Origin of the sequence: Chelatococcus sp. HY11, from assembly GCF_018398335.1 — a bacterium.
Lineage (GTDB): Bacteria > Pseudomonadota > Alphaproteobacteria > Rhizobiales > Beijerinckiaceae > Chelatococcus.
In genome coordinates this window covers 4107446-4129783 of record NZ_JAHBRX010000001.1, presented here as the reverse complement: position 1 = coordinate 4129783, position 22338 = coordinate 4107446, and the positions used below count along the sequence as shown (strand labels likewise).

The following is a 22338-nucleotide window of genomic DNA, read 5'->3' as shown; positions in this document are numbered from 1 at the left end:
CTCAGGCCGATTGCCGATTGGCCGTCGCGCCGAAATGCTCGATGTAGCGAGGATTGATGGTCGGAACCGGCAACATGACCAAGACATCCGTTGTTCCGAACTGTCGGTCGATGACCGCCCCCTCGCCGAATGTCGCGCCGAGCCGCAGATATCCCTTCACCAACGGCGGCAGACTGTGCAGCGCCGCCTTGGTGTCCAGGCTCGCGGCCGGCATCCTGTCCATGGTGACGAACCGCTCCGGCAGGGCACGCACGCGCCAAGGCTCCGGCGACAATGCGTGGTGGTGCAGGAAGCTCAGCGGCATCGCGAGCCGGTCCGGATCCGTGCCCTCAAGGCTCGCACATCCGAACATGACATCGACGCGGTGATTGCGGATGTAGTTCCAGATCCCATACCACAGCAATTCGACTGTGCGCTTGTTGCGGTAAGGCTTCAGCACGCAGGACCGGCCGAGTTCCAGGAAGCGCAGATGCGGGTTGCTGTCCGTGAGCTTCGTGATCTCGAATTCGCCCGACGTGTAGAAACCGAAATTGCGATCCGCGACCTCCTGGCGCAGGAGGCGATATGTTCCCACAACCTGGGGCGTCGCCGCGCGGAAAGGCCGGCGTGGCGCATCATGGTCGAGCACGAGCAGATGGTCACAGATGGCGTCGTAGTCGTCCACGTCGCGCCGGGCGATCATCGAGGCGGCATTGGGAATGGCCGACATCTCGTCATAGAAGACGCGATAACGCAGGCGCTGTGCCTGTTTCAACTCCTTCTTGGTCGTCGCCAGTCTCACCTCCAGTGAGCCCATGCGACCCAGAACGGGTTCTCCGTGGTCAGATAGTGACGCGGATGCCAAGCGCCCTACACTCCAATTGCCCGGCGCCCAGTTGGACGGTGTCCAGGTTGACGGCAAAAATTTGCCGGCTATGGCACCCAAAGCACCTGCTGGCACTTTGTCCACCCATGCCTTCTTCGACTGAAGGGGACCCTGGACCATCCAATAATCCTCGGTTGCATCCGACACCGCCGACGATTCGCGGGCGACTGAAGTCCCACCAAACCGACGCATGCTATGCTTTCTACAGTGTTGTGACAATGACGTGTCGGCCGCGGGGGCCGCACGGATTAAAGCCTTTAAACAGCTGGCTTGCGGCTGCCGCGATACCGGTTGCCGAATCTTTCATGTGAATGGCGAGGGCAGCTTGCCGCATGGCACTCACGCGGCGGAAAAGCCGGCGCATCATTCCCTTGGCTGGCTACATGCGGCCTGGCTGGAAAGCGCTGGCCAATCGGACATCAACTCCAGCTAACTCACATGACTTCGCGCTGCTGCTGCACCGGCAACCAGGCCTTAAGCTTGGCGCGGTCCAACGGTTTGGCGAGGAAGCCATCCGCGCCGGCGCTGAGCGCCGCCTGGCGGTCCTCGGCAAAGGCATTCGCCGTGAGCATCACGATGGGTAAGCGCTTCTGTCCCTCGCCCTCCAAGGCGCGGATCTGCCTGACCACCTCAAGTCCATCCAGTTCCGGCATGCGGACGTCGAGCAGGGCGAGATCATAAGCCGGCATGCGACCCGCCAGCATGCCCTTCGCAAAGCCGAGCGCCCGGCGACCATCGCGCGCCCAGTCTACCTTTGCGCCAAAATGCTCCAGCGCCTTCAGGGTCAGCAGCGCGTTGATCTCGTTGTCTTCGGCAAGGAGAACGCGCGCGGCCTGGCCTGTCGTCTGGAGCCCCGCCAGCATCCGTTCCGCCGCCAGCGCGCTTTGGTGTTGAACGAGCTCGCCCCCGACCCATCCGTCGATCTGCTGGAAGAGCGAACGGGTGCGTACGGGCTTGATCAGGAAAACGTCGAACCCTGCCGCCGACGGCAGCCCGAAATCACGCCTCTCGAAGGGCGAGAGCAGAATGATGGTCCGCCACGCGCCTGCCTTGCGCGCCTCAGCAGCTAGCCGGCGAGCCCGCTCGTCTCCAAGCGCGCAGTCAATGATCGCGATGTCGACTCCCTGCGCCATCGCGGCTATCGCCTGTTCTTCGGTCGCGACGACCGTCAGTGCTCCACCCGCGGCCCGGAGTTGGGTGGCAAGGAATGGGGCCTCGAAGGGGGAGTCCGCCGCGATCAAGATGCGTTGCCCTGTCAGATCGGGCCGCTCGATCACGTCGGCGGGGTCACTGTTCGGCGCCACCTCCAGAGGGATGTCGAGAGAGAAGGTCGAGCCCTTGCCGAGCACGCTTTCGACGGTAATGGTGCCATCCATGCCCTCTGCGATCCGGCGGCTGATGGCGAGACCCAAGCCTGTGCCGCCCTGGCGCCGGCCTGTCGGCTCGTCGACCTGTTCAAATTCGCCGAAGATGTCTTGAAGCCGCGACGCCGGGATGCCAGTGCCGGTATCAAGAATGCTAAGGCGAAGACGCCCCTCCCCGAACAGCTCCGCGCGAATGCCCACACCGCCCTTGTCCGTGAATTTCACCGCATTGCCAGCGAGATTCATGAGCACCTGGCGCAGACGATCGGCATCTCCCATGATGCGCGCCGGCACAGTCTCCGCGATATAGGTAGCGATTTCGACATTCTTCCCCTGGGCACGCGGCGCAAGCAGCTCAACAACGCTCTCGACCAGCGCCCTGAGGTTGAAGGGCGCCCGGGTCAGCTCGAGCTTCCCGGCCTCGATTTTCGAGAAATCGAGGATCTCGTCGATGAGTGACAGCAGCACATCGCCTGATGTGCGGATAGCGCGGACGTAGGTCGCCTGCTCAGGGTCGAGTTGGGTCTCCCCCAAGAGGTCCGCCATGCCGAGGATGCCATTTAAGGGTGTTCTGACCTCATGGCTGACCGTGGCCAGGAAGCGGGATTTGGCCACGTTCGCGGTTTCGGCCTTGCGCCGTCCGTCCTCGAGCGCCCGCTCGGATGTCACACGGTCGGTGATATCCCTGCCGATGCGCTGCCATTCGGGGCCGCGAGACGTCTCGATGACTGTCTCCTCCCAAGCGATCCATCGCATTCCCTGCGCCGTATCGAGCTCCTCGTCGATCCGCTCGCCGCTCATCGCGCCATTGACGGACGGGGCTATGTCTTTCACGACGGTATTGAGAGGCGCACCCTTCAGGTCTTCCCGCTCGCGGCCCATGAGCTTCGCGAAAGCCTCATTGGCATAGGTGATTCGGCGGTTACCGTCATAGCGAAGGATGAACTCGCTCCTGACCTCGGCCAGGCTGCGGTAACGTGTCTCGGAGGCAAGCAGCGCCTGGTTGCGGCTGACGAGCTCCAAAAGCTCCGCCTCGACGGCCGCAAGGCGTCGTGCCATGACCTGGCGCGCATGATAGGCCAGCCCTATCAACGTGGCTGCGGCGACCAGTATGCCCCCGACCAGCCATGGGCTTTGCCAGATCGTGTTAAACGCGTCGTTGCTCATACCGCTGCCGTATTCCGAGGGGAATTCGGCGGAGTATTGCTGCGGGGCATTGATAATGCATTGTCATAATTGCTGAATGCGCAATTAAGCTTATCAATCAAATGTGTCATGCTGCGGCCGGAACGCGATCGAGGGCTGAGCGGTACGATAGTGCCTCCGCAAGATGAACATGCCTCAAATGAGCGGCGCCGTCGAGATCAGCAAGCGTTAAAGCCAGTTTCAAAACCCGGTGATAGCCGCGTGCCGTCAGTTTCATGGTGTCGGCCGCCTGCCGCAGCAGCGCCAGGCCGGCCGCATCGGGCCGCGCGATGTCATCGAGAACGGCGGCGGGACAGGCGGCATTCGTCAAAATCCCGTCGAGCTTGAGCGCCTGGTAACGCTCCTCCTGGATCCGGCGGGCCGCGGCGACGCGGCTGGCCACCGCGGCTGAGTCCTCCGCGGCAGGCGGCTGGATAAGGTCGGCCGCCGTTACTGCCGGCATTTCGATGACGAGATCTATGCGATCGAGGAATGGCCCGGACAGTCGCGCCTGATACTGCGCCATGCAACGCTCGTTGGGCTGGCGCCTGCACGCATAGCCCGGCTCGGTCGCCCGGCCACAGCGACAGGGGTTCATGGCCGCGATCAGCTGGAAACGGGCGGGATAGACGACACGATGATTGGCGCGCGCGATCAGAACCTCTCCCGTTTCCAGCGGCTGGCGCAGGCTGTCGAGCACCTGCGGCTGGAACTCCGGCAATTCGTCCAGAAAAAGCACGCCCTGATGCGCCAGCGAGACCTCGCCGGGCCGCGCATGCAGCCCGCCTCCAACAAGCGCGGCCATGGAGGCCGAATGGTGGGGCGCCCGAAAAGGGCGCCGATCCGTCAAGCTGCCCCCGGCCAAAAGGCCCGCGACGGAGTGGATCATGGAGACATCGAGCAATTCACGGGGACCAAGCGGCGGCAGGATCGATGGGAGGCGCTGCGCCAGCATCGACTTGCCGGCTCCCGGCGGGCCGCTCATCAGCATGTTGTGGCCACCGGCAGCCGCGATCTCGAGCGCGCGTTTCGCGGTTTCCTGCCCCTTGATGTCGCGCAGATCCGGCAGCGTCCCTGGGGGCTTCGCGACAGCGGGCTGCGGGCGCGACAAGACCTGCGTGCCCTTGAAATGGTTGGCGAGCTGGATGAGCGAGAGCGGCGCGACGATGTCGCCGTCGCGGCTGGCCCAGGCGGCTTCCGGGCCGCAGGCCGCCGGACAGATCAGTCCCTGTCCGCGGCCATAGGCACCGATGGCGGCGGGCAACACGCCGGAAACCGCTGTGATGCTGCCGTCGAGGGCGAGCTCCCCGAGCACGGTGAAGCCCGGCAGCACATCATCCGGGATCGCGCCGATCGCCGCCATGATCCCGAGCGCGATCGGCAGGTCGTAGTGCGAGCCTTCCTTGGGAAGATCGGCTGGGGCCAGATTGACGGTGATGCGCTTGGCCGGCAGCGCCAGACCCGATGCGATCAGGGCGGAGCGCACCCGCTCGCGGGATTCGGCGACAGCCTTGTCGGGTAATCCGACAATCGTGAAACCCACGGTCCCCGGCGCGATCTGCACCTGCACATCGACCGCGCGCGACTCGATCCCCTCGAGCGCGACAGTCGCGACCCGCGTCACCATTCCACGCTCCCCCGTGGCCGCATGGACGCCCCCGACGTCCTTCAGGCGATCCTAAGCAGGACTGCAGGCCGCATCAAGTTTCGTGACAACCGCTCGCTGAGCGGATCGGACTAGACACGCGCCGGATGTGATCTTTTGTACTTGGGAAACAATCGACAGCCCCCTACAACCAGCCGCATCCGCGCAACTTCATGCCGACAGATTTCCGCCCCCATGCAAGAGTTGCCCTTCCTTGACCGCCTCGCAACCCTCGTCACCCGTTATCGGGCGGAGATTGCGGAGCCCCGTGAGCATCTGGCGCTGCTGCGCTGGCAGATTGCGGAGCGACATGCCCTTGATGAGCGCACAACCATGCCCGGCCATGTGACGACGAGCGCAATCGTCGTGTCGCCTGATCATGCCAGCATCCTGTTGATCGACCACAAGACGATAGGCCGCTGGCTGCAGCCTGGAGGGCACTACGAACCTGCCGCCTCCTTCAGCCTCTCGGCAGCACGTGAAGCCATCGAGGAAACCGCCGTGCACGGCCTTGCCCTGCATCCATGGCATCGGGGAGCGGACATCCCCTTCACCATAGATAGTCATGACGTGCCCGGAAAGCCGGCGCGCGCGGAACCCGACCACGTCCACCACGACCTGCAATATCTCTTTCTCGCCGATCCCTCCCTGCCCTTGATCGCCCAGGAGGATGAAGTGCATGCGGCGCTTTGGAAGCCCATCGCCGAGCTTGACGGCATCGCGCCGAGGGCGGCGCGCCGACTTCGCGCCCTGGCTCCCGCCTGAGCCCCACGTAACCGCGTGATGCCAGGACGTCGGCGGATCACGCGCTGGCTGAAAGCCGTTTCAAGCGATAGAGCGCCTCCAGCGCCTCGCGCGGCGTCATGTCGTCCGGATCGATCCCCCCAAGCGCCTCGCGCAGGAGATCCGGACCGGCGGCAGCGACGGCCGGCGGTGGCGTCACCGGTTTCAGCGTCGCGGCGAACAACGGCAGATCATCGATCAAGGCGGAAACGGGCTTCTCCCGCTCGGTTTTCTCGAGCTGGTCCAGCACCTCGCGCGCCCGAGCGATGACGGGGGCCGGCAGTCCCGCCAGCTTCGCCACCTGGATACCGTAGCTGCGATCGGCCGCTCCCGGCACCACCTCGTGCAGGAAGACCACGTCGCCATGCCAGTCGGTGACGCGCATGGTGGCATTGCTGACATTATCGAGGCGGTCGGCGAGCGCGGTCAGTTCGTGATAATGGGTCGCGAACAGGGCGCGGCTGCGGTTGACCGCCTCCAGATGCTCCACGGCAGCCCAGGCGATGGACAGCCCATCGAAAGTTGCCGTGCCGCGGCCGATCTCGTCGAGGATGACAAGCGCACGCGGTCCCGCCTGGTTGAGGATCGCGGCCGTCTCAATCATCTCCACCATGAATGTGGAGCGTCCGCGCGCGAGGTCGTCCGCGGCGCCGACCCGCGAGAACAAGCGGTCGACGATGCCGATGCGCGCCGCCCGCGCGGGCACGAAGGCGCCCATCTGCGCCAGCACGACGATCAGCGCGTTCTGGCGCAGATAGGTCGATTTACCGGCCATGTTGGGGCCGGTGATCAGGGTGACGGCGCCGCTCTTGCCGCCGGGTGCCGTAAGGTCGCAATCATTGGCGACGAAGGTGCCGCCGCTTGCCTTCAGGGCCGCCTCGACGACCGGATGGCGCCCGCCCTCGATGCGGAAGGCAAGGCTGTCTTCGATCTCCGGCCGGCTCCAGCCGAGATCGGCGGCGAGATCCGCGAGGCTGGCCGTCACGTCGATGAGGCCGAGCGCGTCCGCGGCGCGCTTGATCGGCTCGGCACTGGCCGCGATCATGCCGACGAGCTCGTCGAAGACCGCGAGCTCCAGGCGTACCGCGCGGTCGGAGGCCGAGGCGATCTTGGCCTCGAGCTCGCCAAGCTCCACCGTGGAGAAGCGCATCGTGCCGGCCATCGTCTGGCGGTGCACGAAGAGTTCATTCAAAGGCGGCTTGAGGAAGTCCTCACCCGCCGCCTGCGGCACCTCGACGAAATAGCCGAGCACATTATTGTGCTTGACCTTCAGCGTCCGGCATCCGGTCTCCCCGACGTAGCGCGCCTGGAGAGCGGCGATGAAGCGGCGTGAATCCGCCTGAAGCAGCCGCGCCTCGTCAAGGGCGGGCAGATGGCCTGGCCGGACGAAGCCGCCATCGCGCTTCAGGAGTGGCAGCTCATCGGCGAGGGCGGCCTGAAGCTGGCCAGCCAGTTCAGGCGCGAGATCGGAGAGGGCGGCTGCCGCGCCGCTGAGTTCCGCCGGCCGGTCGGCGGTGTTCGGCAAGTCGGCCTTTTTCGGCAAGTCGCCGGCTTCCTCGCCGTCTCTCTCGGTCAGGAGGCCGGCCACGACACCGGCAACGCCGAGACCATCGCGCAGGGCGGCGAGGTCCCGTGGCCCGCCACGGCCCAGCGCGAGGCGCGACAGGGCGCGCGCCATGTCCGGCGCCGCGCGCAGGCGGGCGCGCAGCCCCTCACGCAGGAAGGCGCGATCGACGAGATAGGCAACTGCATCGTGGCGCGCGCGAATCACGGCGAGATCCGTCGAAGGGCCCGCCAGACGCTCCGCGAGCAACCGCCCGCCGGCCGAGGTCAACGTTCGGTCGACGGCCGCCAGGAGGCTCCCGCCGCGCTCTCCAGACAAGGTCCGGGAGAGTTCGAGATTGGCGCGGGTCGCGGCATCGATGAGAAGCGTGCCGCCCGCCGCCTCCCTAGCCGGGGGCGACAGCGGCGGCCGCGAGCCGAGCTGGGTGCGGTCGACATAGCCGAGGACGAGCGCCGCCGCGGCCACCTCGGTCCGCGTGAAGACGCCGAAAGCATCGAGGCTCGCCACGCCGAAATAGTCTTTCAGACGTCGATCGGCCGACGCCGCATCGAGGCCATCGCGAGCCATCGGCGTGATGGACGTCCGGATCTCACGCCACAGCGTCGCGAGATCCGGATCGTCGATGAGCGTATCCGGCACCAGCAGCTCGCGCGGGTCGAGGCGCGCGAGGTCGGCGGCGAGCTGGCCCGCCTCCACCTCGGCCACGGTGAAGCGGCCCGTTGAGATATCGATGGCCGCGAGCCCGTAGAGATAGGCCTGGTCGCCGGCGCGGCGACGGGTGACCGCGACGAGAAGGTTGGCGCGCGCCGGATCAAGAAGGCTGTCCTCGGTGATGGTGCCGGGCGTCACGAGGCGCACCACGCCGCGTGCGACGACAGACTTGCCGCCACGCTTCTTGGCCTCGGCCGGGTCCTCGGTCTGCTCGCAGACGGCAACGCGGTGGCCCGCCGCAATGAGACGCTGGAGATAGTCCTCCGCCTTCTCCACCGGCACGCCACACATCGGGATGTCTTCGCCGAGGTGCTTGCCGCGCTTGGTCAGGACGATGCCGAGGGTGCGCGAGGCGATCTCCGCGTCCTCGAAGAACAGCTCGTAGAAGTCGCCCATCCGGTAGAACAAGAGGCAATTGGGATGCGCCAGCTTGATCTCGGTATATTGAGCCATCATCGGCGTCACACGCCCGTCGGCCGGGGCCGGCCCCGGCTTGGTGGTGTCACTCGGCTTTGCTTGGTGTTCAAACGGCCCGTTCATGGCCGGACCGTAGCAAAGCCGCGATCGGCTTTCATCGCTTTGGCAGAACACTTTTGAAGGAAACAGTGGAGAACGCGCCTTGAGCGCGCCCCCTCACCTGCGTAAGGTCGCGCTCCAGCCGGGATAAGTATCGAACGGGAGGTCCGTATAAATCCATGAATGACAAGAAGCGCGTGTCGCGCCCCACATTCACCGATCAGGAAGCACTGCAGTTCCATTCCCAGGGGCGTCCCGGCAAGCTCGAAGTTGTCGCCACGAAGCCCATGGCGACCCAGCGCGATTTATCACTCGCCTATTCGCCCGGCGTCGCGGTGCCCGTGCGGGCCATCGCCGAGAACCCGAGCCTTGCCTTCGACTACACGACGCGCGGCAATCTCGTGGCCGTCATCTCCAACGGCACCGCCATCCTCGGCCTCGGCAATCTCGGCGCGCTCGCCTCGAAGCCGGTGATGGAAGGCAAGGCTGTCCTGTTCAAGCGTTTCGCCGATGTCGATTCCATCGACCTCGAAGTCGACACCGAGGACGCCGAGACCTTCATCAACTGCGTGCGCTATCTCGGGCCGTCCTTCGGCGGCATCAATCTTGAGGACATCAAGGCCCCGGAATGCTTCATCATCGAGGAGAAGCTCCGGGAGCTCATGGACATCCCGGTTTTCCATGACGACCAGCACGGCACAGCGATCATCGCGGCCGCGGGGCTCGTCAACGCGCTCCATCTCACCAACCGCGACGTCAAGAACACCAAGCTCGTGGTGAATGGCGCGGGCTCTGCGGGCATCGCCTGCATCGAGCTCCTGAAGGCCATGGGCTTCGCGCCCAACAACGTCATCCTCTGCGACACCAAGGGCGTCATCTACCGCGGCCGCACCGAGGGGATGAACCAGTGGAAATCCGCCCACGCCGCCGAAACCTCCGACCGCACGCTCGCTGATGCGATGCGTGGCGCGGACGCGGTGTTCGGCCTCTCCGCCAAGGGCGCCCTCACCGCGGAGATGGTGGCCAGCATGGCCCCGAACCCGATCATCTTCGCGATGGCGAACCCCGATCCGGAGATTACGCCGGAAGAAGTCGCCGCCATCCGCGACGACGCCATCATGGCCACCGGTCGCTCCGATTATGTGAACCAGGTCAACAACGTCCTCGGTTTCCCCTACATCTTCCGCGGCGCGCTCGATGTGCACGCGACGACCATCAACATGGAGATGAAGATCGCGGCGGCCGAGGCCTTGGCGGCCCTGGCGCGTGAGGACGTGCCGGACGAGGTGGCCGCCGCCTATCAGGGCGCGCGTCCGCGTTTCGGGCGTGACTACATCATCCCCGTGCCGTTCGACCCGCGCCTCATCCACGTCATCCCGCCGGCGGTCGCAAAAGCGGCAATGGAAACCGGTGTCGCCCGTCGGCCGATCACCGACATGCGCGTCTACAAGGCTCAACTGTCCGCGCGGCGCGATCCCGTCGCCGGCACGCTCAACCGCGTGTTCGAGCGGGTGCGACGCTCCCCGAAGCGCGTGGTCTTCGCGGAGGGCGAGGAGGAGCAGGTCATCCGCGCGGCCGCCTCCTTCGTCAACCAGGGGCTGGGTACCGCGATCCTGGTTGGACGTGAGGACCGTGTGCGGGAGACCGCCTCGCTCGCCGGCATCGATCTCAGCGGCCGCAACGGCATCGAGATCCACAACGCGCGCCTGTCCCATCGCAACGCGGTCTATGCGCAGTTCCTCTACGAGCGGCTGCAGCGCGAGGGCTATCTGTTCCGCGATTGCCAGCGGCTGGTGAACCAGGACCGCAACCATTTCGGCGCGGCCATGGTCGCGATGGGTGATGCCGACGCGATGGTGACGGGTGTAACCCGAAACTACTCGATCGCCCTCGAGGATGTGCGCCGCGTCATCGATGTGAAGCCGGGACATCGGGTGATCGGCGTTTCGATCGCGCTGGCGCGCGGCCGCACCGTCCTCGTCGCCGATACCGCGATCACCGAAATGCCGAACGCGCAGGAACTCGCTGATATCGCGGTGGAGGCGGCCGGCGTCGCAAAACGCCTGGGCTATGAACCGCGGGTCGCGCTGCTCGCGTTCTCAACCTTCGGTCATCCGAAGGGGGAGCGCTCCGAGCGCGTGCAGGAGGCCGTGCGCATTCTCGACAAGCGGCGCTGCGACTTCGAATACGACGGCGAGATGGCGGCCGATGTCGCGCTCAACCGTGACCTCATGTCCGTCTATCCGTTCTGCCGTCTCACCGGCCCCGCGAATGTGCTGGTCATGCCGGCATTCCACTCGGCGTCGATCTCTACGAAGATGCTGCAGGAACTCGGCGGATCGACCGTGCTCGGCCCGCTGATCGTCGGCCTCGACAAGGCTGTCCAGATCGTGCCGCTTGGCGCCAAGGACAGCGACATCGTCAATATGGCGGCGCTTGCGGCCTACAATATCGGCGGGTGAAGTTGCATTCCCACTCACGATAAAAATGGCCGGGCAATGCCCGGCCATTGTTTTTTGCGCGGAGCGAGAGCTCTCAAACCTGGCGGCCGATGGCGCGATCGACCGACAGTGCGCCGCCGCCGCGCGCGATGATAGCAAGCAGCATCGCCGACCACAGGATGGACTTTTCCGAGCCCATGTAGCCCTGACCCAGGATGATCCAATGGAAGTAGATGGTGACCAACAGGATGATGAGTGCCACGATGGCGGCCGGACGCGTCAGGAAGCCAAGAATTAGCAGCACGCCTGTTCCGAACTCGCTGAATGACAGCAGAGGCGACCACAGCATTCCTGGGACAAAGCCGATACGCTCGACCATGTCGACCGCGCCGAACGGGTTGATCACCTTGCCCCAGCCGTGGGCCACCAGCGCGATGCCCGTGACGATCCGCAGAATGACGTCCGCCGGAACCGTAAGAGCGGCCCAGAGACCACCGAGCGCTGGAATGACAAGCCCGCCAGCACCGGCCCGTGATGGATTCGTTCGCGACATGTGGTCAACAGCCATGAAAGCGCCTCCTGCGCGCCTGCCCATGAAAGATATGGAGAAGCATAACTGCGGTGAGGTGCCGAATTTGCAAGCCACGATCACATGGCTTTCAACACTATGTCATCACCATGGTGTGAAGACGCCATCAATTCATCCAATCTCGCATATAGATTTAAATGAAACCAATCTGAAAAGCATTGATGCGGAGAGTTTCTATACAGTTGGCGCTGCACGCGTCACATTATTGAACAATTCTAGGAAACAATAGTAATGCGCTCCGCCGCGCGCGTGAGACCGGTATAGAGCCAGCGGCTGGCGTGCTCGCGGAAGGCGAAGGCTTCGTCAAAGAGGACCACCTCATCCCACTGCGAGCCCTGCGCCTTGTGCACCGTAAGCGCATAGCCATAGGTGAATTCATCGGCATTGCGACGGATGGCGAACGGAACGTTCTCCTCCTCGCCCTCGAAGAATTCCCGTGGCACGCTGACCTCTGTCGTACGACGCGCGGTCTCATCATCCGGTGTGACGTCCATCTTCACCAGGCCCTTCTGCTCGCCCTTGAGCTGCTTGATGAGCCAGGTGCCGCCATTGAAAAGCCCTTTGGTCTTGTTGTTCTTGAGGCAGACGAGCTTCTCACCGGCGGCGGGCATCGCATCCCGGAAGCCCAGAAGCGATCGCATGCGGGCGTTATACATCCGGCGTGTCTTGTTCATGCCCAGCAAGACCTGATCGGCGCGCATCACGGCCGGCGCGTCAATGTCGCGGCGCGAGATCACGCGGCTCTCGCCGAATTGGCCGTGCGTGAGGCTTCCACCCTCGCGCACCACCATCGACATGTGGATGATCGGGTTATCTCGGGCTTGCCGGTGTACCTCGGTCAGCATCAGGTCGGGCTCGGCTTCGGTGAAAAAGCCGCCGCCCTTCACCGGCGGCAGCTGCGCGGGATCGCCGAGCACGAGCACCGGAACGCCGAAGGAGAGGAGGTCACGCCCCAGCTCCTCGTCCACCATCGAGCATTCGTCGATGATGATGAGCTCGGCGTCCGCGGCCGCGCTCTGCCGGTTGATGACGAAGGAAGGCCCCTCCTCCTTCGAGCCGCGCGAGCGATAGATCAGGCTGTGGATGGTGGTCGCCCCCTCGCAGCCCTTGGAACGCAGCACCGAGGCCGCCTTGCCGGTAAAGGCGCCGAAGGCGACATCCCCGTCGATGCCCTCCGCGATATGCCGGGCAAGCGTCGTCTTGCCCGTGCCGGCGAAACCGAACAGGCGGAAGACCTGCGCGTCCCGCCGCTTCAGCCATGCGGCCACCGCTTTCAGGGCATCATCTTGTTGGGGGGACCAGCTCATAATGGGCTCGCAGCAAATGGCTTATGCCGAACAATGTCTGTGGTGAAGGCCGGGGAAACGGTGCATCGCCCGGAGCAATTGGAAAGATCGAAGCCAATCGTCATAGAATGCGGGCGGCCGGCAGAAAAGCCCACGCCTTACGATCGAAGAAAAGGCATATTTATCAGGCAATTGCCGAAAGGCCGCCGCAGGTGGTGGCGGCCGGGGGAGATGGCTGATTCGGTATGGCCCACCTCGTTTCGGCTTGGGAAAACGTCGTTTCGCCTTGGGAACAGGCTGAGAGAGGGAGTGCTTGCGAATGACGATGACGCCTTTTCGGCCCGTGGGTGGCACAGGGGCAGGCCGCACGTTCAGGCGGTTGGCGCTCGCCGGACTTATCATGGCACTTACCACTGTCGTGAGCCATCAAACCTCCCATGCCCAGGAAAATGCGGCCGAAGAGGCCGCCCGCCGGAAGGCTGCCCTGTCCAAGCTGCCCGCGGATGCAGCCCAAAGGCGCTTCGGAACCATCCCTCTACCGTCGGCTGGGCAGGCCGCCGTTTTCGGCTTCTACTCTCTCGGCTGCCTCTCCGGCGGCGTCATGCTGCCGCCGGACGGCCCGACGTGGCAGGTCATGCGGCTGTCGCGCAACCGCAACTGGGGCCACCCCGCGCTCGTTGAATTCCTGCAGAACTTCGCCGCCAAGGTGCCGTCGACCACCGGCTGGCCGGGCATTCTTGTCGGCGATATGGGCCAGCCGCGCGGCGGCCCCATGCTGACGGGCCACGCCTCCCACCAGATCGGCCTCGACGCCGACATCTGGCTGACTGGCATGCCGGCGGGCCGTCTCAGTGCCGGCGCCCGCGAGGAAGTCTCCGCCATCAACGTGGTGAGAAGCGACTGGAACGACATCGATCCGTCACGCTGGACGCCCAGCCATATGGCGCTCTTGAAAACCGCCGCCTCCTATCGGCAGGTGGAGCGGGTGCTCGTCAATCCCGCCATCAAGCGCGCGCTGTGCCGTGACGCGGGTTCAGACCGCCGCTGGCTCTCGAAGATCCGGCCGACGCCCGGGCACAACTACCATTTCCACATCCGTCTCGCCTGCCCGGCGGGCGAGACGGCGTGCCGCCGGCAGGCACCGCCGCCGACGAGCGACGGTTGCGGGGCGGAACTCGACTGGTGGTTCAGCGCCGAAGCCCGCCGGCCGAAGCCATACAAGCCCGCGCCGCCCCTGATGGTGGCGGACTTGCCCGCCCAGTGCCGCGCGGTGATCGATAGCGCGGCAGCGTCAGCCCGGAACTAGAGCATAATCCGACCGGAGTGAAACGAGGATCGATAAGATTATGCTTGAAATAAAAGAGGTTAGAGCGCCGCGTCCGGGAAAGCCCATTCCTTTTGCCGTTGTCAGGGGAGGGATAGAAAACGGGAACCGCAAATCAGGCCCCGTCGGGGCCTGAATGCCAAGTCACTTCGCCTTTTCACCGGCGATGCGATCCGTCAGCGCGAGGAAGACACCGGAGCCGACGAAGACGACGTGAATGCCGACAAGCCACATCAATTCGCGATCGCTCACATTGGCGACATTCATGAAGGCCTTGAGAAGCTGGATCGCGGAGATGGCGACGATCGAGGACATCAGCTTGAGCTTCAAGCCAGAAAAGTCGATCTTGCCCATCCATTCCGGCCAGTCCTTGTGATCATTCGCGTCGATCTTCGACACGAAGTTCTCGTAGCCTGAGAAAATCACGATCACGACGAGCGAACCGGTGAAGGTCAGGTCGACCAGGGTCAGGATACCGAGGATGATGTCGGATTCCTTGCCGGAGAACACCATCGGCAGAAAATGCACGAGTTCCAGCATCGTCTTGATGAGAAGCCCCGCAAGACCCAACACCAGCGCGACGTAAAAAGGCGCGAGCAGCCACCGGCTAGCGAACAGGAAGCGCTCCAGCACTCTCTCGATCATAAGGTCTCCATCACAAAAGGGGCCGCCACATAAGCGTGGTGCCCCTTGACCATCAAACCCACCCGGCCCAATCCATGGGTTGCGCCAGCTATATGTAATCCGCGTGACGCTAGGCTGCGATACCCGTGCCGATGGCGCAGCTCACGCCGGTCCCGCCGAGGCCACAGTAGCCGGCGGGATTCTTCGCCAGATACTGCTGGTGATAGGCTTCCGCGAAATAGAAGGGCGGACGGTCCGCTATCTCCGTCGTGATCGGGGGATAACCCGCCAGCCTGAGCGCCTCGCCATAGGTCCGCCGTGTCGCCTCGATGAGCGCAAGCTCGGCCTCCCCGCTCACATAGACCGCCGAACGATATTGGGTACCAATGTCGTTGCCCTGCCGCATGCCCTGCGTGGGATCATGATTCTCCCAGAACACGCGCAGCAGGTCCGCGAGATCGACACCCCTCTGATAGACGACCTGCACAACTTCCGTGTGCCCGGTAAGGCCGCTGCAGACCTCTTCGTAGGTCGGATTGGGCGTGACCCCGCCCGCATAGCCGACGGCCGTCACATAGACCCCGGGCAGGCTCCAGAACTTCCGCTCCGCCCCCCAGAAACAGCCCATGCCGAACAGCACCTGCTTGCTGCCTTCCGGATGGGGACCGGCCAGAAAATGTCCACTCACGAAATGCGTCTGGGCGGTGGCGATGGGCTCCGAGCGGCCCGGAAGAGCCTCGTTGGCACCAGGCAGAGCCGATGATCTGCGGAACAATCCCATGATGCTTCTCCTCATGCCGGACATGTGGGAAGGCCCGCGACGCGGCGCGAGATCCTGCCGCCCCTCATCGCAAGGGTTTGAACAGGAACGGATCCGCCGGTCGCCGACCAAGCCATAACAGCAGGATGCCAAGAATGGCTCCAACAGCCGAGGTCGGCAAGGTCAGTATGCTGCCCGTAACAAGCCGCTGCGCCGTCTCCGGCAGATGCGCGCTCATCCAAGGCAGGAAGTGCGGGAAAAGGGACGGCAGCGCCGCCTCGAGCGTGGTGGCCAGAGAGGTGGAGACGAACTGGCTATTGGCAATGCCCCGCGCCCCGTCAATGACGAAAGCGACGAAGCCACCGGTCAGGAGGATAAAGCCGATGAAGCGAAGCAGTGCACGCATTCGCGCGAAATCATCCTCCAGACGGCCCGACGCGATTAGCCGGCCTCCCGCCACCGATCCAATAGCTCCATCCGGTCGCACAGGAGCGAGGCTCATCTGCGCGACCGGATGCTCAGCGTCCAGATCTAACGATGCACGACGAGGGTCGCAAGAGGCTCGCGGCGCGCATCACGCCAGCATGTCGCGCACCATGGGCACAACCTTGCTCCCATAGAGTTCGATGCTTCGCATCATCTTATCGTGCGGCAGGGGTCCGGCACTGTATTTCATATCGAAGCGGGTGATGTTGAGCGCCTTGGCGGTCGCCGCGATCTTCCGCGCCACGGTCTCCGGCGAGCCCACATAGAGCGACCCACGCGCCACCTCCTGCTTGAACTCCCCCTCACCCATAGGCGGCCAGCCGCGTTCCGCACCAATCTGGTCGCGCATGCGCTTGTAGTCGGGAAACAGCTCCTCCTGCGCCTTGGCGTCCGTATCCGCGACATAGCCCGGCGAATGCACGCCGATCGGAGGCAGGGGCTGCTCAAGTTGCTGGCAGGCACGCCCGTAGAGGTCCACATAGGAGCGGAACCGCGCGGGATCTCCGCCGATGATGGCGAGCATCAGCGGCAGGCCGTAGCGGGCCGCGCGAACGACCGATTCGGGGCTTCCCCCCACGCCGATCCAGGTCTTGAGCGTACCGTGTTCGACCTGCGGATAGACCCGCTGATCCCTGAGCGGGGGACGCGTCGTCCCCTGCCACGTCACGGCATCCTGCTTCAGGAGCGCCGCGAAGAGATCAAGCTTCTCCTCGAACAGCCGCTCGTAGTCGCGGAGTTCAAACCCGAACAGCGGAAAAGACTCCGTGAAGGAGCCCCGGCCGAGGATCACCTCCGCACGGCCCTTCGAGAGCGCGTCGACTGTCGCGAAGCGCTGGAAGACGCGGATCGGATCGTCCGAACTCAGGACCGTGACCGCGGACCCGAGCCTGATCTGGCTGGTGCGCGCGGCAATCGCCGCTAGCACCACCTCCGGCGCGGAGACCGCGAAGTCGGCGCGATGGTGCTCACCCACACCAATGAAGTCGATGCCGAGCTGGTCAGCGAGCACGGCCTCGTCGACGAGATTACGGATGACCTCGGCCTGCGGCAAAAAAGAGCCGTCCGCCCGACGCGTCACGTCACCAAAAGTGTCAAGCCCGAGTTCCAGATGCTTTGCCATGTCGTGCCTGCCGATCGTTCCGCTTCACTGGACCTTTTCGTACGGCGGAAAGCCATGCGGCTTGCGCGCTCCGTCGAGCAATGCAGTTAATATCAATCGGCTTGAAGTAAAGCCCCGGAATGCACCACGACTTTGCGCTCCTGCTTAAATGAGTTTGCACCCACGCAATGCAGCGAGCGACTTCAGATAATAGTAGTCGCCGCACATCGTAGCTTCGTCGATGCCGAGCCCATGGGCAGATCTGCGGTGGAATGCGACAGGAGCCCACCTTTGTCGCCGCCGTTGCCGCACGTCGCGGCCAGAGCCTTCGGAAGACGCACAGCATCCCCACGCGACGCCGCCATCTACAGCTGCGAGAATTATCCATTCGTCTTGTCGTTCGCGGCAGCACGGCGCCTGCCATGATCTGATGCGACCACACTCGCGCTCCAAATGGGCCGATGTCGCTCAGCGTCCCCTGTTTTCCGCCTGCACGTCCACTCTACCACTGCAGAAGCCATTGAACGGCGCGTTATATCTCATATTCGGACAAATATACGATATTATTGCGTATAAATTGCTGATATATATAGCAGCGCCGCTGCCGAAGCGGGGCAACTATTACCCACAGAAAATTGCGCGAAACAAGAAACTAAGCCATTCTCCGCGAATCTTAATTTTCCGAAAGTATCTGATCCCTCCTCTTTACATATTTCCGCTGTACATCCGTCAATAGCTGCACGGCGAATGGCGCAGGATGCAACGCGCCATGACGTCGCGACGCGTACTGCATCGCGCCAATGGGGCGCCGCAGTGGACAAGGATTTGCGCCCGATCCTCGCAATAATGCCGCGCAATGGACACGCAAGATACGCCCGCCGCTGAATGACTCATCTGCGGCTCGAGTGCTCATGCCCTCTTGCTTGGTCTGGACCGCGCATCAACCGATGAAAGAGGGATATATGGCTGTAGCGCTAGCCCCCCACTCCAGGCCGACGCATGTCGTTCTGGCCAGCCTCGTAGGCACAGCGATCGAGTGGTACGATTTCTACATCTACGGAATAGCGGCTGCACTGGTTCTCGGCCCGCAATTCTTTCCCGGCATGTCCGATACATCGGCGATGCTCGCCGCCTTCGCCACATTTGGCGTCGGGTTCATCGCGAGGCCGATCGGCGCGGCGCTCTTCGGGCACTACGGTGACCGCGTAGGGCGGAAAAAGGCACTGGTGATTTCATTGATGCTGATGGCCATCGGCACCTTTGCCGTCGGCCTTCTCCCCAACTATGAAAGTATCGGCATCGCGGCCCCGCTCGTCCTCGTGGCGCTCCGCTTCATACAGGGGCTTGGCATCGGTGGAGAATGGGGTGGCGCCGCCCTCATGACCGCCGAATACGCACCCCACAAGCGGCGCGGTCTCTATGTGAGCTGGGCTCAGTTCGGCAGCCCCGCCGGCCTGCTCATGGCGAACGGCGTATTCCTCGCGGTGCGGGGGATGATGAGCGCGGAGCAATTCGCCGACTGGGGCTGGCGCATTCCCTTCCTGCTGAGCATTGTTCTCATCGTTGTCGGTTGGGTGATCCGCCAGACGCTGCACGAGACGCCCGCCTTCGAGAAAGCGCAGAAGGAAGGGCGTATCGAGCGGCAGCCGCTGATGACGATCATGCTCCGCTACAAAAGGCCGCTGTTTCTGGTGGCCGGCGCCTATATCCTGAACAACACCGTCTTTTTCATCGTGACCACCTACACGCTGGCGCACGCAAAGGGGCTGCCATCCCTCGGCGACACAACGCAGATCGCATTGATCGCACAACTCGTTGGCGGTCTGACACTCGCGGTCGGTGTCGTGGCATTCTCCTGGCTGTCGGACAGCGTCGGCCGCAAGCGGGTCATCCTGCCCTTCTATTTCGGCTGGATGCTCTGGATCTGGCCGATGTTCTGGCTGATCGATCTCGGCACGCCCATGGCCTTCATCACGGCCATCGCCATCGGCACATTCATGACATCTGCCTATGGCCCGCTTGGCGCATTCATGCTCGAGCAGTTCGACACCCGGGTCCGTTACACCGGCGCGGGCGTGGGTCAGCAGCTTGGATCTATCCTCGGCGGCGGCATGGCGCCCATGATTGCGGTGCAGCTCAATGCCGTCGGCGGAATAACCGCTGTTCAGATCTACGTCGTCGCTGTCGCCATTATCAGCGCCGGCTGCGTGATGCTGCTCCGCGAGAGCGCGGCATTGACCACGGATGAACTCGACGATCGCGTCCCGCCCCTCGGCGCACAGGTCCAGGGCGAGATGGCGAGCATGCCGCTCGCGCTGCAAGCCGAAGCCGCGGGCTGAGCCGCAAGCGCGCGTTAGCAGCCTCGCCTCACGCCATCATCAGCCGGAGGCAGCCGGAGGCAGCCGGAGGCAGCCGCCGGCTGATGATGGAGCACGATCAGGCTGTCAGCACATTCATGGTCGGCGAAAGGTCGTCGACCTCCGCGCTCCCCGGCGCGATATTCACACGCCGCAGCGGCCCGAGCCCTGCGGGTTCGCGATGCGCCACGACCACGAAGGTCGTCAGCGGCAACATCTCGCGAAGCAAGGCAAACAGGTCGCGTTCGGCCTGCGCGTCCAGCGCGCTGGTGGGTTCGTCAAGAAAAGCCCAGTCCGGTCGGATCGCGAGCAGCCTGGCGATCATCAGGCGCTGCATCTCCCCGCCCGACAGGCCCTGAGGCTTTTCCGCCGTCCCGCTCTCCGCCACCCCGCCCGTGGCTATGAGCCGGTGCGACAGGCCCACTTTGGCCAGCACGTTCTCGATCCATCCCGGCGGGAAATCGCGTGGATCGTGCGGATAGACCGCGGCCGCGGCGAGATCGTCGAGTGGCAGATAGGGCTTCTGCGGCAGGAAAAAGGGCAGGTCCACCGGCGTCGCGATCCGCCCCTCCCCGTGGGGCCAAAGACCGGCGATGGCCTTGAGAAGCGTGCTCTTTCCGGCGCCGGAGACGCCGCTCAGCCAGATGCACTCGCCCCGCCTGATGTGAAGTTCCGGCAGGTGGACGAGCGGTCGGCCTTCCGGGTTGCGCACGATCACTTCTTGCAGAGCGACCGTGTCCCCCGGCTCGCGCACATGCTCGAAGGAGGACTGTCGCCCCGCCTGCTCCTCCGCGAGCCGCAGGAAATTGCTGAGGCGCGAGGTCGTCGCGGCGAGCTCCGCCAGGTCCCGGTAGGAGAAAATGAACCAGGACAGCGTCGTCACGACATTGGAGAATGCGTTGGCAATCTGCATCAGGCCGCCAAGCGTCAGCTTGCCCGCGAGGAAGGCCGGCAGCGCAAGAAAAAGCGGAATGCGCAGCACGGTCGACATATAGGGCCGTGTGAAAATGCCCAGTATGAACTCCCGCCCGATGAGGCGCCGCCAGTTGTCGATGATCCGGCTGAAACGGCCGTCGAAATGGCGCCTCTCCGCGGCCTCGCCGCCGGCGAGCGCCACTTCGTCATAGGCCTCACGCATGCGCGCGAGTGAAAAGCGAAAATCAGCCTCCCGCTTCTGCTGTTCGAAAGTCAGCCTCTTGAGGGGACGGCCCAGTAGATGCGCGACCACGCTGCCGATGGCGACGTAGATCGGCGCTGCCCACACCATATAGCGCGGAATTTCGACGGACATCCCGGCGAGCACAAGGGCGATCGGAAATGTGCTGAGCGTCCAGAGCAAAGTTACATAGGAGAAGAGGGCTATGATATTGCCGGCGACGTCGAGACCTTCCTGCGTGAATTTCTCGACGAAGATGCGGCAGTCGTCTGCGATGCGCTGATCGGGATTGTCGATCCTCGCATCCCCGGCCAGGTGCCAATAGCTCTTGTTCGACAACCAGCGATCGAGCGACGCCGAGGTCAAGGCCCTTCGCCAGCGGATCTGCACGATCTTGCGGAGGTAGCTCGCGACCAGAAAGACGGCGGCGTTCGAGCCGATGATCAGGAAGAAGACACCAACCTGACGAACCGCCTCGCCGGCATCGAGCTTCTGCAGCGCGTCATAGAAGGCCGCGTTCCAGGCGATCAACTTCAGATTGATCTGAATGGCAACGATGTTCAGCAGAAACACGCAGGCGAAGAAGAAAAGCCCGATCTTGCCGCCCGGCCCCTTGACGGCGAGGCTGACCAGCCATGCCATCTGGCGGAGCAAGCGGATCACGATTGCGAACCCTCCGCGGGGGGCTGCGGGGCCGTCTGGCGCTTGGCGCGCCATGAATTGGGAGGCTCGGGCCGGTCCAGGCGGAAGATGGCGTCCGCGATCCCGCCAACCGTCCCGACATCCTGCGTGTCGCTCTCGCCAGGCAGCAGCACGGACACGTCGTTGATGCCGAGATCACGCAGCTGATAAGGCGTGCCATGGCCATACTCGAGATGGCCCCGCCCGATGATGCCCACGACGAGCGAAACCGGCCGCTCGGCAAGCGCTCTGGCGATGTTGCAGGCAAAGGCGCGATCCCATGTCTGCTGGGCACGGACAAAACGGTCGAAAGCGGGATCGTCGGCGCTCTCCGCCATTCCACCCGGTCCACCCGCGCGCCCGCGTCCCACGAGATTGAAGAGATACTGCCGGTGGGCGGAGGTCGCGGGGGCCGAAGGCGTCAACCCGTCGCGCTCACTCTCGGGGATAGCGTCCCAGCCTTCCTTGCCGACCCGCGTCACCAGCGGGCGATAGCAGTTCAACGCGAGCATGGGGACTTTCTGCTGGCGGCAGAAATGGAAGATGGGCAGGTATAACGCGGGATCGAAACCCCATACATCATACCATTCCGACCGGACCAGAAAGCTATCCGTATCCATTTCACCATCGACCCAGGCATCAAGTACGGGCTGGAGACGACGTGGAAACATCTCGAACCCGACCGCCATGGCAGGATTGAGGACGTTGAGAAAGGCAATGACGTGGAGCTGCCAGCGATGGATCTCCGCGACATCATGCGTCTCGCCGAGCAGCACCGCACGCCGGAAGGCGGCCTTCTGCAGAACCGGCCGCTGATCCACAAGGCTCCCCGTCGCCGGATCGAGCCATGTCCCCCGCGGGTGGGGAACAACCTTTGCCTCAGAGGTCGCCATCGCCGTCGA

General features: G+C 64.0%; 16 protein-coding genes. 4 read left to right on the top strand and 12 right to left on the bottom strand.

Annotation, left to right across the window (positions count from 1 at the left end):
• Position 1: 1 nt before the first annotated feature.
• The 3 genes from olsB to KIO74_RS18750 all read right to left on the bottom strand — a co-directional run bounded on the left by olsB (position 2) and on the right by KIO74_RS18750 (position 5041).
• Entirely contained in the window at positions 2-940 is a 939-nt protein-coding gene (gene olsB, locus KIO74_RS18760) for a l-ornithine N(alpha)-acyltransferase (protein WP_502762120.1), read from the bottom strand.
• Positions 941-1299: 359 nt separating this feature from the next.
• Positions 1300-3396, bottom strand: a complete 2097-nt coding sequence (locus KIO74_RS18755) for a response regulator (RefSeq protein ID WP_213333277.1) — start codon at positions 3394-3396, stop codon at positions 1300-1302.
• Between the two features lie 106 nt (positions 3397-3502).
• Positions 3503-5041, bottom strand: coding sequence for a YifB family Mg chelatase-like AAA ATPase (locus tag KIO74_RS18750; protein ID WP_213333276.1), 1539 nt, complete (start codon positions 5039-5041; stop codon positions 3503-3505).
• Positions 5042-5254: 213 nt separating this feature from the next.
• On the opposite strand from KIO74_RS18750, the gene KIO74_RS18745 reads away from it, so the two are divergent.
• Positions 5255-5824: an NUDIX hydrolase gene (locus KIO74_RS18745; protein WP_213333275.1), complete on the top strand. Its 570-nt coding sequence runs from the start codon at positions 5255-5257 to the stop codon at positions 5822-5824.
• Between the two features lie 37 nt (positions 5825-5861).
• On the opposite strand, the gene mutS is transcribed toward KIO74_RS18745, so the two are convergent.
• A complete protein-coding gene (gene mutS / locus KIO74_RS18740) occupies positions 5862-8657 on the bottom strand; it encodes a DNA mismatch repair protein MutS (protein ID WP_213333274.1) in 2796 nt (931 codons plus the stop codon).
• A 155-nt stretch (positions 8658-8812) separates the two neighbouring features.
• On the opposite strand from mutS, the gene KIO74_RS18735 reads away from it, so the two are divergent.
• On the top strand, positions 8813-11095 hold the full coding sequence (locus KIO74_RS18735; protein ID WP_213333273.1) for an NADP-dependent malic enzyme: 2283 nt from the start codon (positions 8813-8815) through the stop codon (positions 11093-11095).
• A gap of 73 nt (positions 11096-11168) precedes the next feature.
• Here KIO74_RS18735 and KIO74_RS18730 read toward each other — a convergent pair whose 3' ends face one another.
• Together KIO74_RS18730 and KIO74_RS18725 are read right to left on the bottom strand one after the other, a co-directional pair.
• Positions 11169-11642, bottom strand: coding sequence for a DoxX family protein (locus tag KIO74_RS18730; RefSeq protein WP_249731063.1), 474 nt, complete (start codon positions 11640-11642; stop codon positions 11169-11171).
• 236 nt (positions 11643-11878) lie between these two features.
• Entirely contained in the window at positions 11879-12970 is a 1092-nt protein-coding gene (locus KIO74_RS18725) for an ATP-dependent DNA helicase (protein ID WP_213333272.1), read from the bottom strand.
• Positions 12971-13274: 304 nt separating this feature from the next.
• Here KIO74_RS18725 and mepA point away from each other — a divergent pair, with 304 nt between their 5' ends.
• The gene (gene mepA / locus KIO74_RS18720) at positions 13275-14255 is read left to right on the top strand and encodes a penicillin-insensitive murein endopeptidase (RefSeq protein WP_502762119.1); all 981 of its coding nucleotides are present in this window, start codon (positions 13275-13277) and stop codon (positions 14253-14255) included.
• Positions 14256-14417: 162 nt separating this feature from the next.
• Here mepA and KIO74_RS18715 read toward each other — a convergent pair whose 3' ends face one another.
• From KIO74_RS18715 to KIO74_RS18700, 4 genes are all read right to left on the bottom strand, one after another.
• Positions 14418-14918: a TIGR00645 family protein gene (locus tag KIO74_RS18715; RefSeq protein ID WP_213333271.1), complete on the bottom strand. Its 501-nt coding sequence runs from the start codon at positions 14916-14918 to the stop codon at positions 14418-14420.
• A 109-nt stretch (positions 14919-15027) separates the two neighbouring features.
• Positions 15028-15678, bottom strand: coding sequence for a peptide-methionine (S)-S-oxide reductase MsrA (gene msrA, locus KIO74_RS18710; RefSeq protein ID WP_213333270.1), 651 nt, complete (start codon positions 15676-15678; stop codon positions 15028-15030).
• Positions 15679-15742: 64 nt separating this feature from the next.
• Complete coding sequence (locus tag KIO74_RS18705; RefSeq protein WP_213333269.1) at positions 15743-16063, bottom strand: hypothetical protein; 321 nt, start codon at positions 16061-16063, stop codon at positions 15743-15745.
• 168 nt (positions 16064-16231) lie between these two features.
• The gene (locus KIO74_RS18700) at positions 16232-17263 is read right to left on the bottom strand and encodes an LLM class flavin-dependent oxidoreductase (protein ID WP_213333268.1); all 1032 of its coding nucleotides are present in this window, start codon (positions 17261-17263) and stop codon (positions 16232-16234) included.
• A gap of 941 nt (positions 17264-18204) precedes the next feature.
• Between KIO74_RS18700 and KIO74_RS18695 the strand changes: the two genes are divergently transcribed.
• Positions 18205-19581, top strand: coding sequence for an MFS transporter (locus KIO74_RS18695; protein ID WP_213333267.1), 1377 nt, complete (start codon positions 18205-18207; stop codon positions 19579-19581).
• 97 nt (positions 19582-19678) lie between these two features.
• Here KIO74_RS18695 and KIO74_RS18690 read toward each other — a convergent pair whose 3' ends face one another.
• Entirely contained in the window at positions 19679-21418 is a 1740-nt protein-coding gene (locus KIO74_RS18690) for an ABC transporter ATP-binding protein/permease (protein WP_213333266.1), read from the bottom strand.
• Positions 21415-22329, bottom strand: coding sequence for a ChaN family lipoprotein (locus KIO74_RS18685; protein ID WP_213333265.1), 915 nt, complete (start codon positions 22327-22329; stop codon positions 21415-21417). Before KIO74_RS18685 ends, KIO74_RS18690 begins: the two co-directional genes overlap by 4 nt.
• Positions 22330-22338 lie beyond the last annotated feature (9 nt).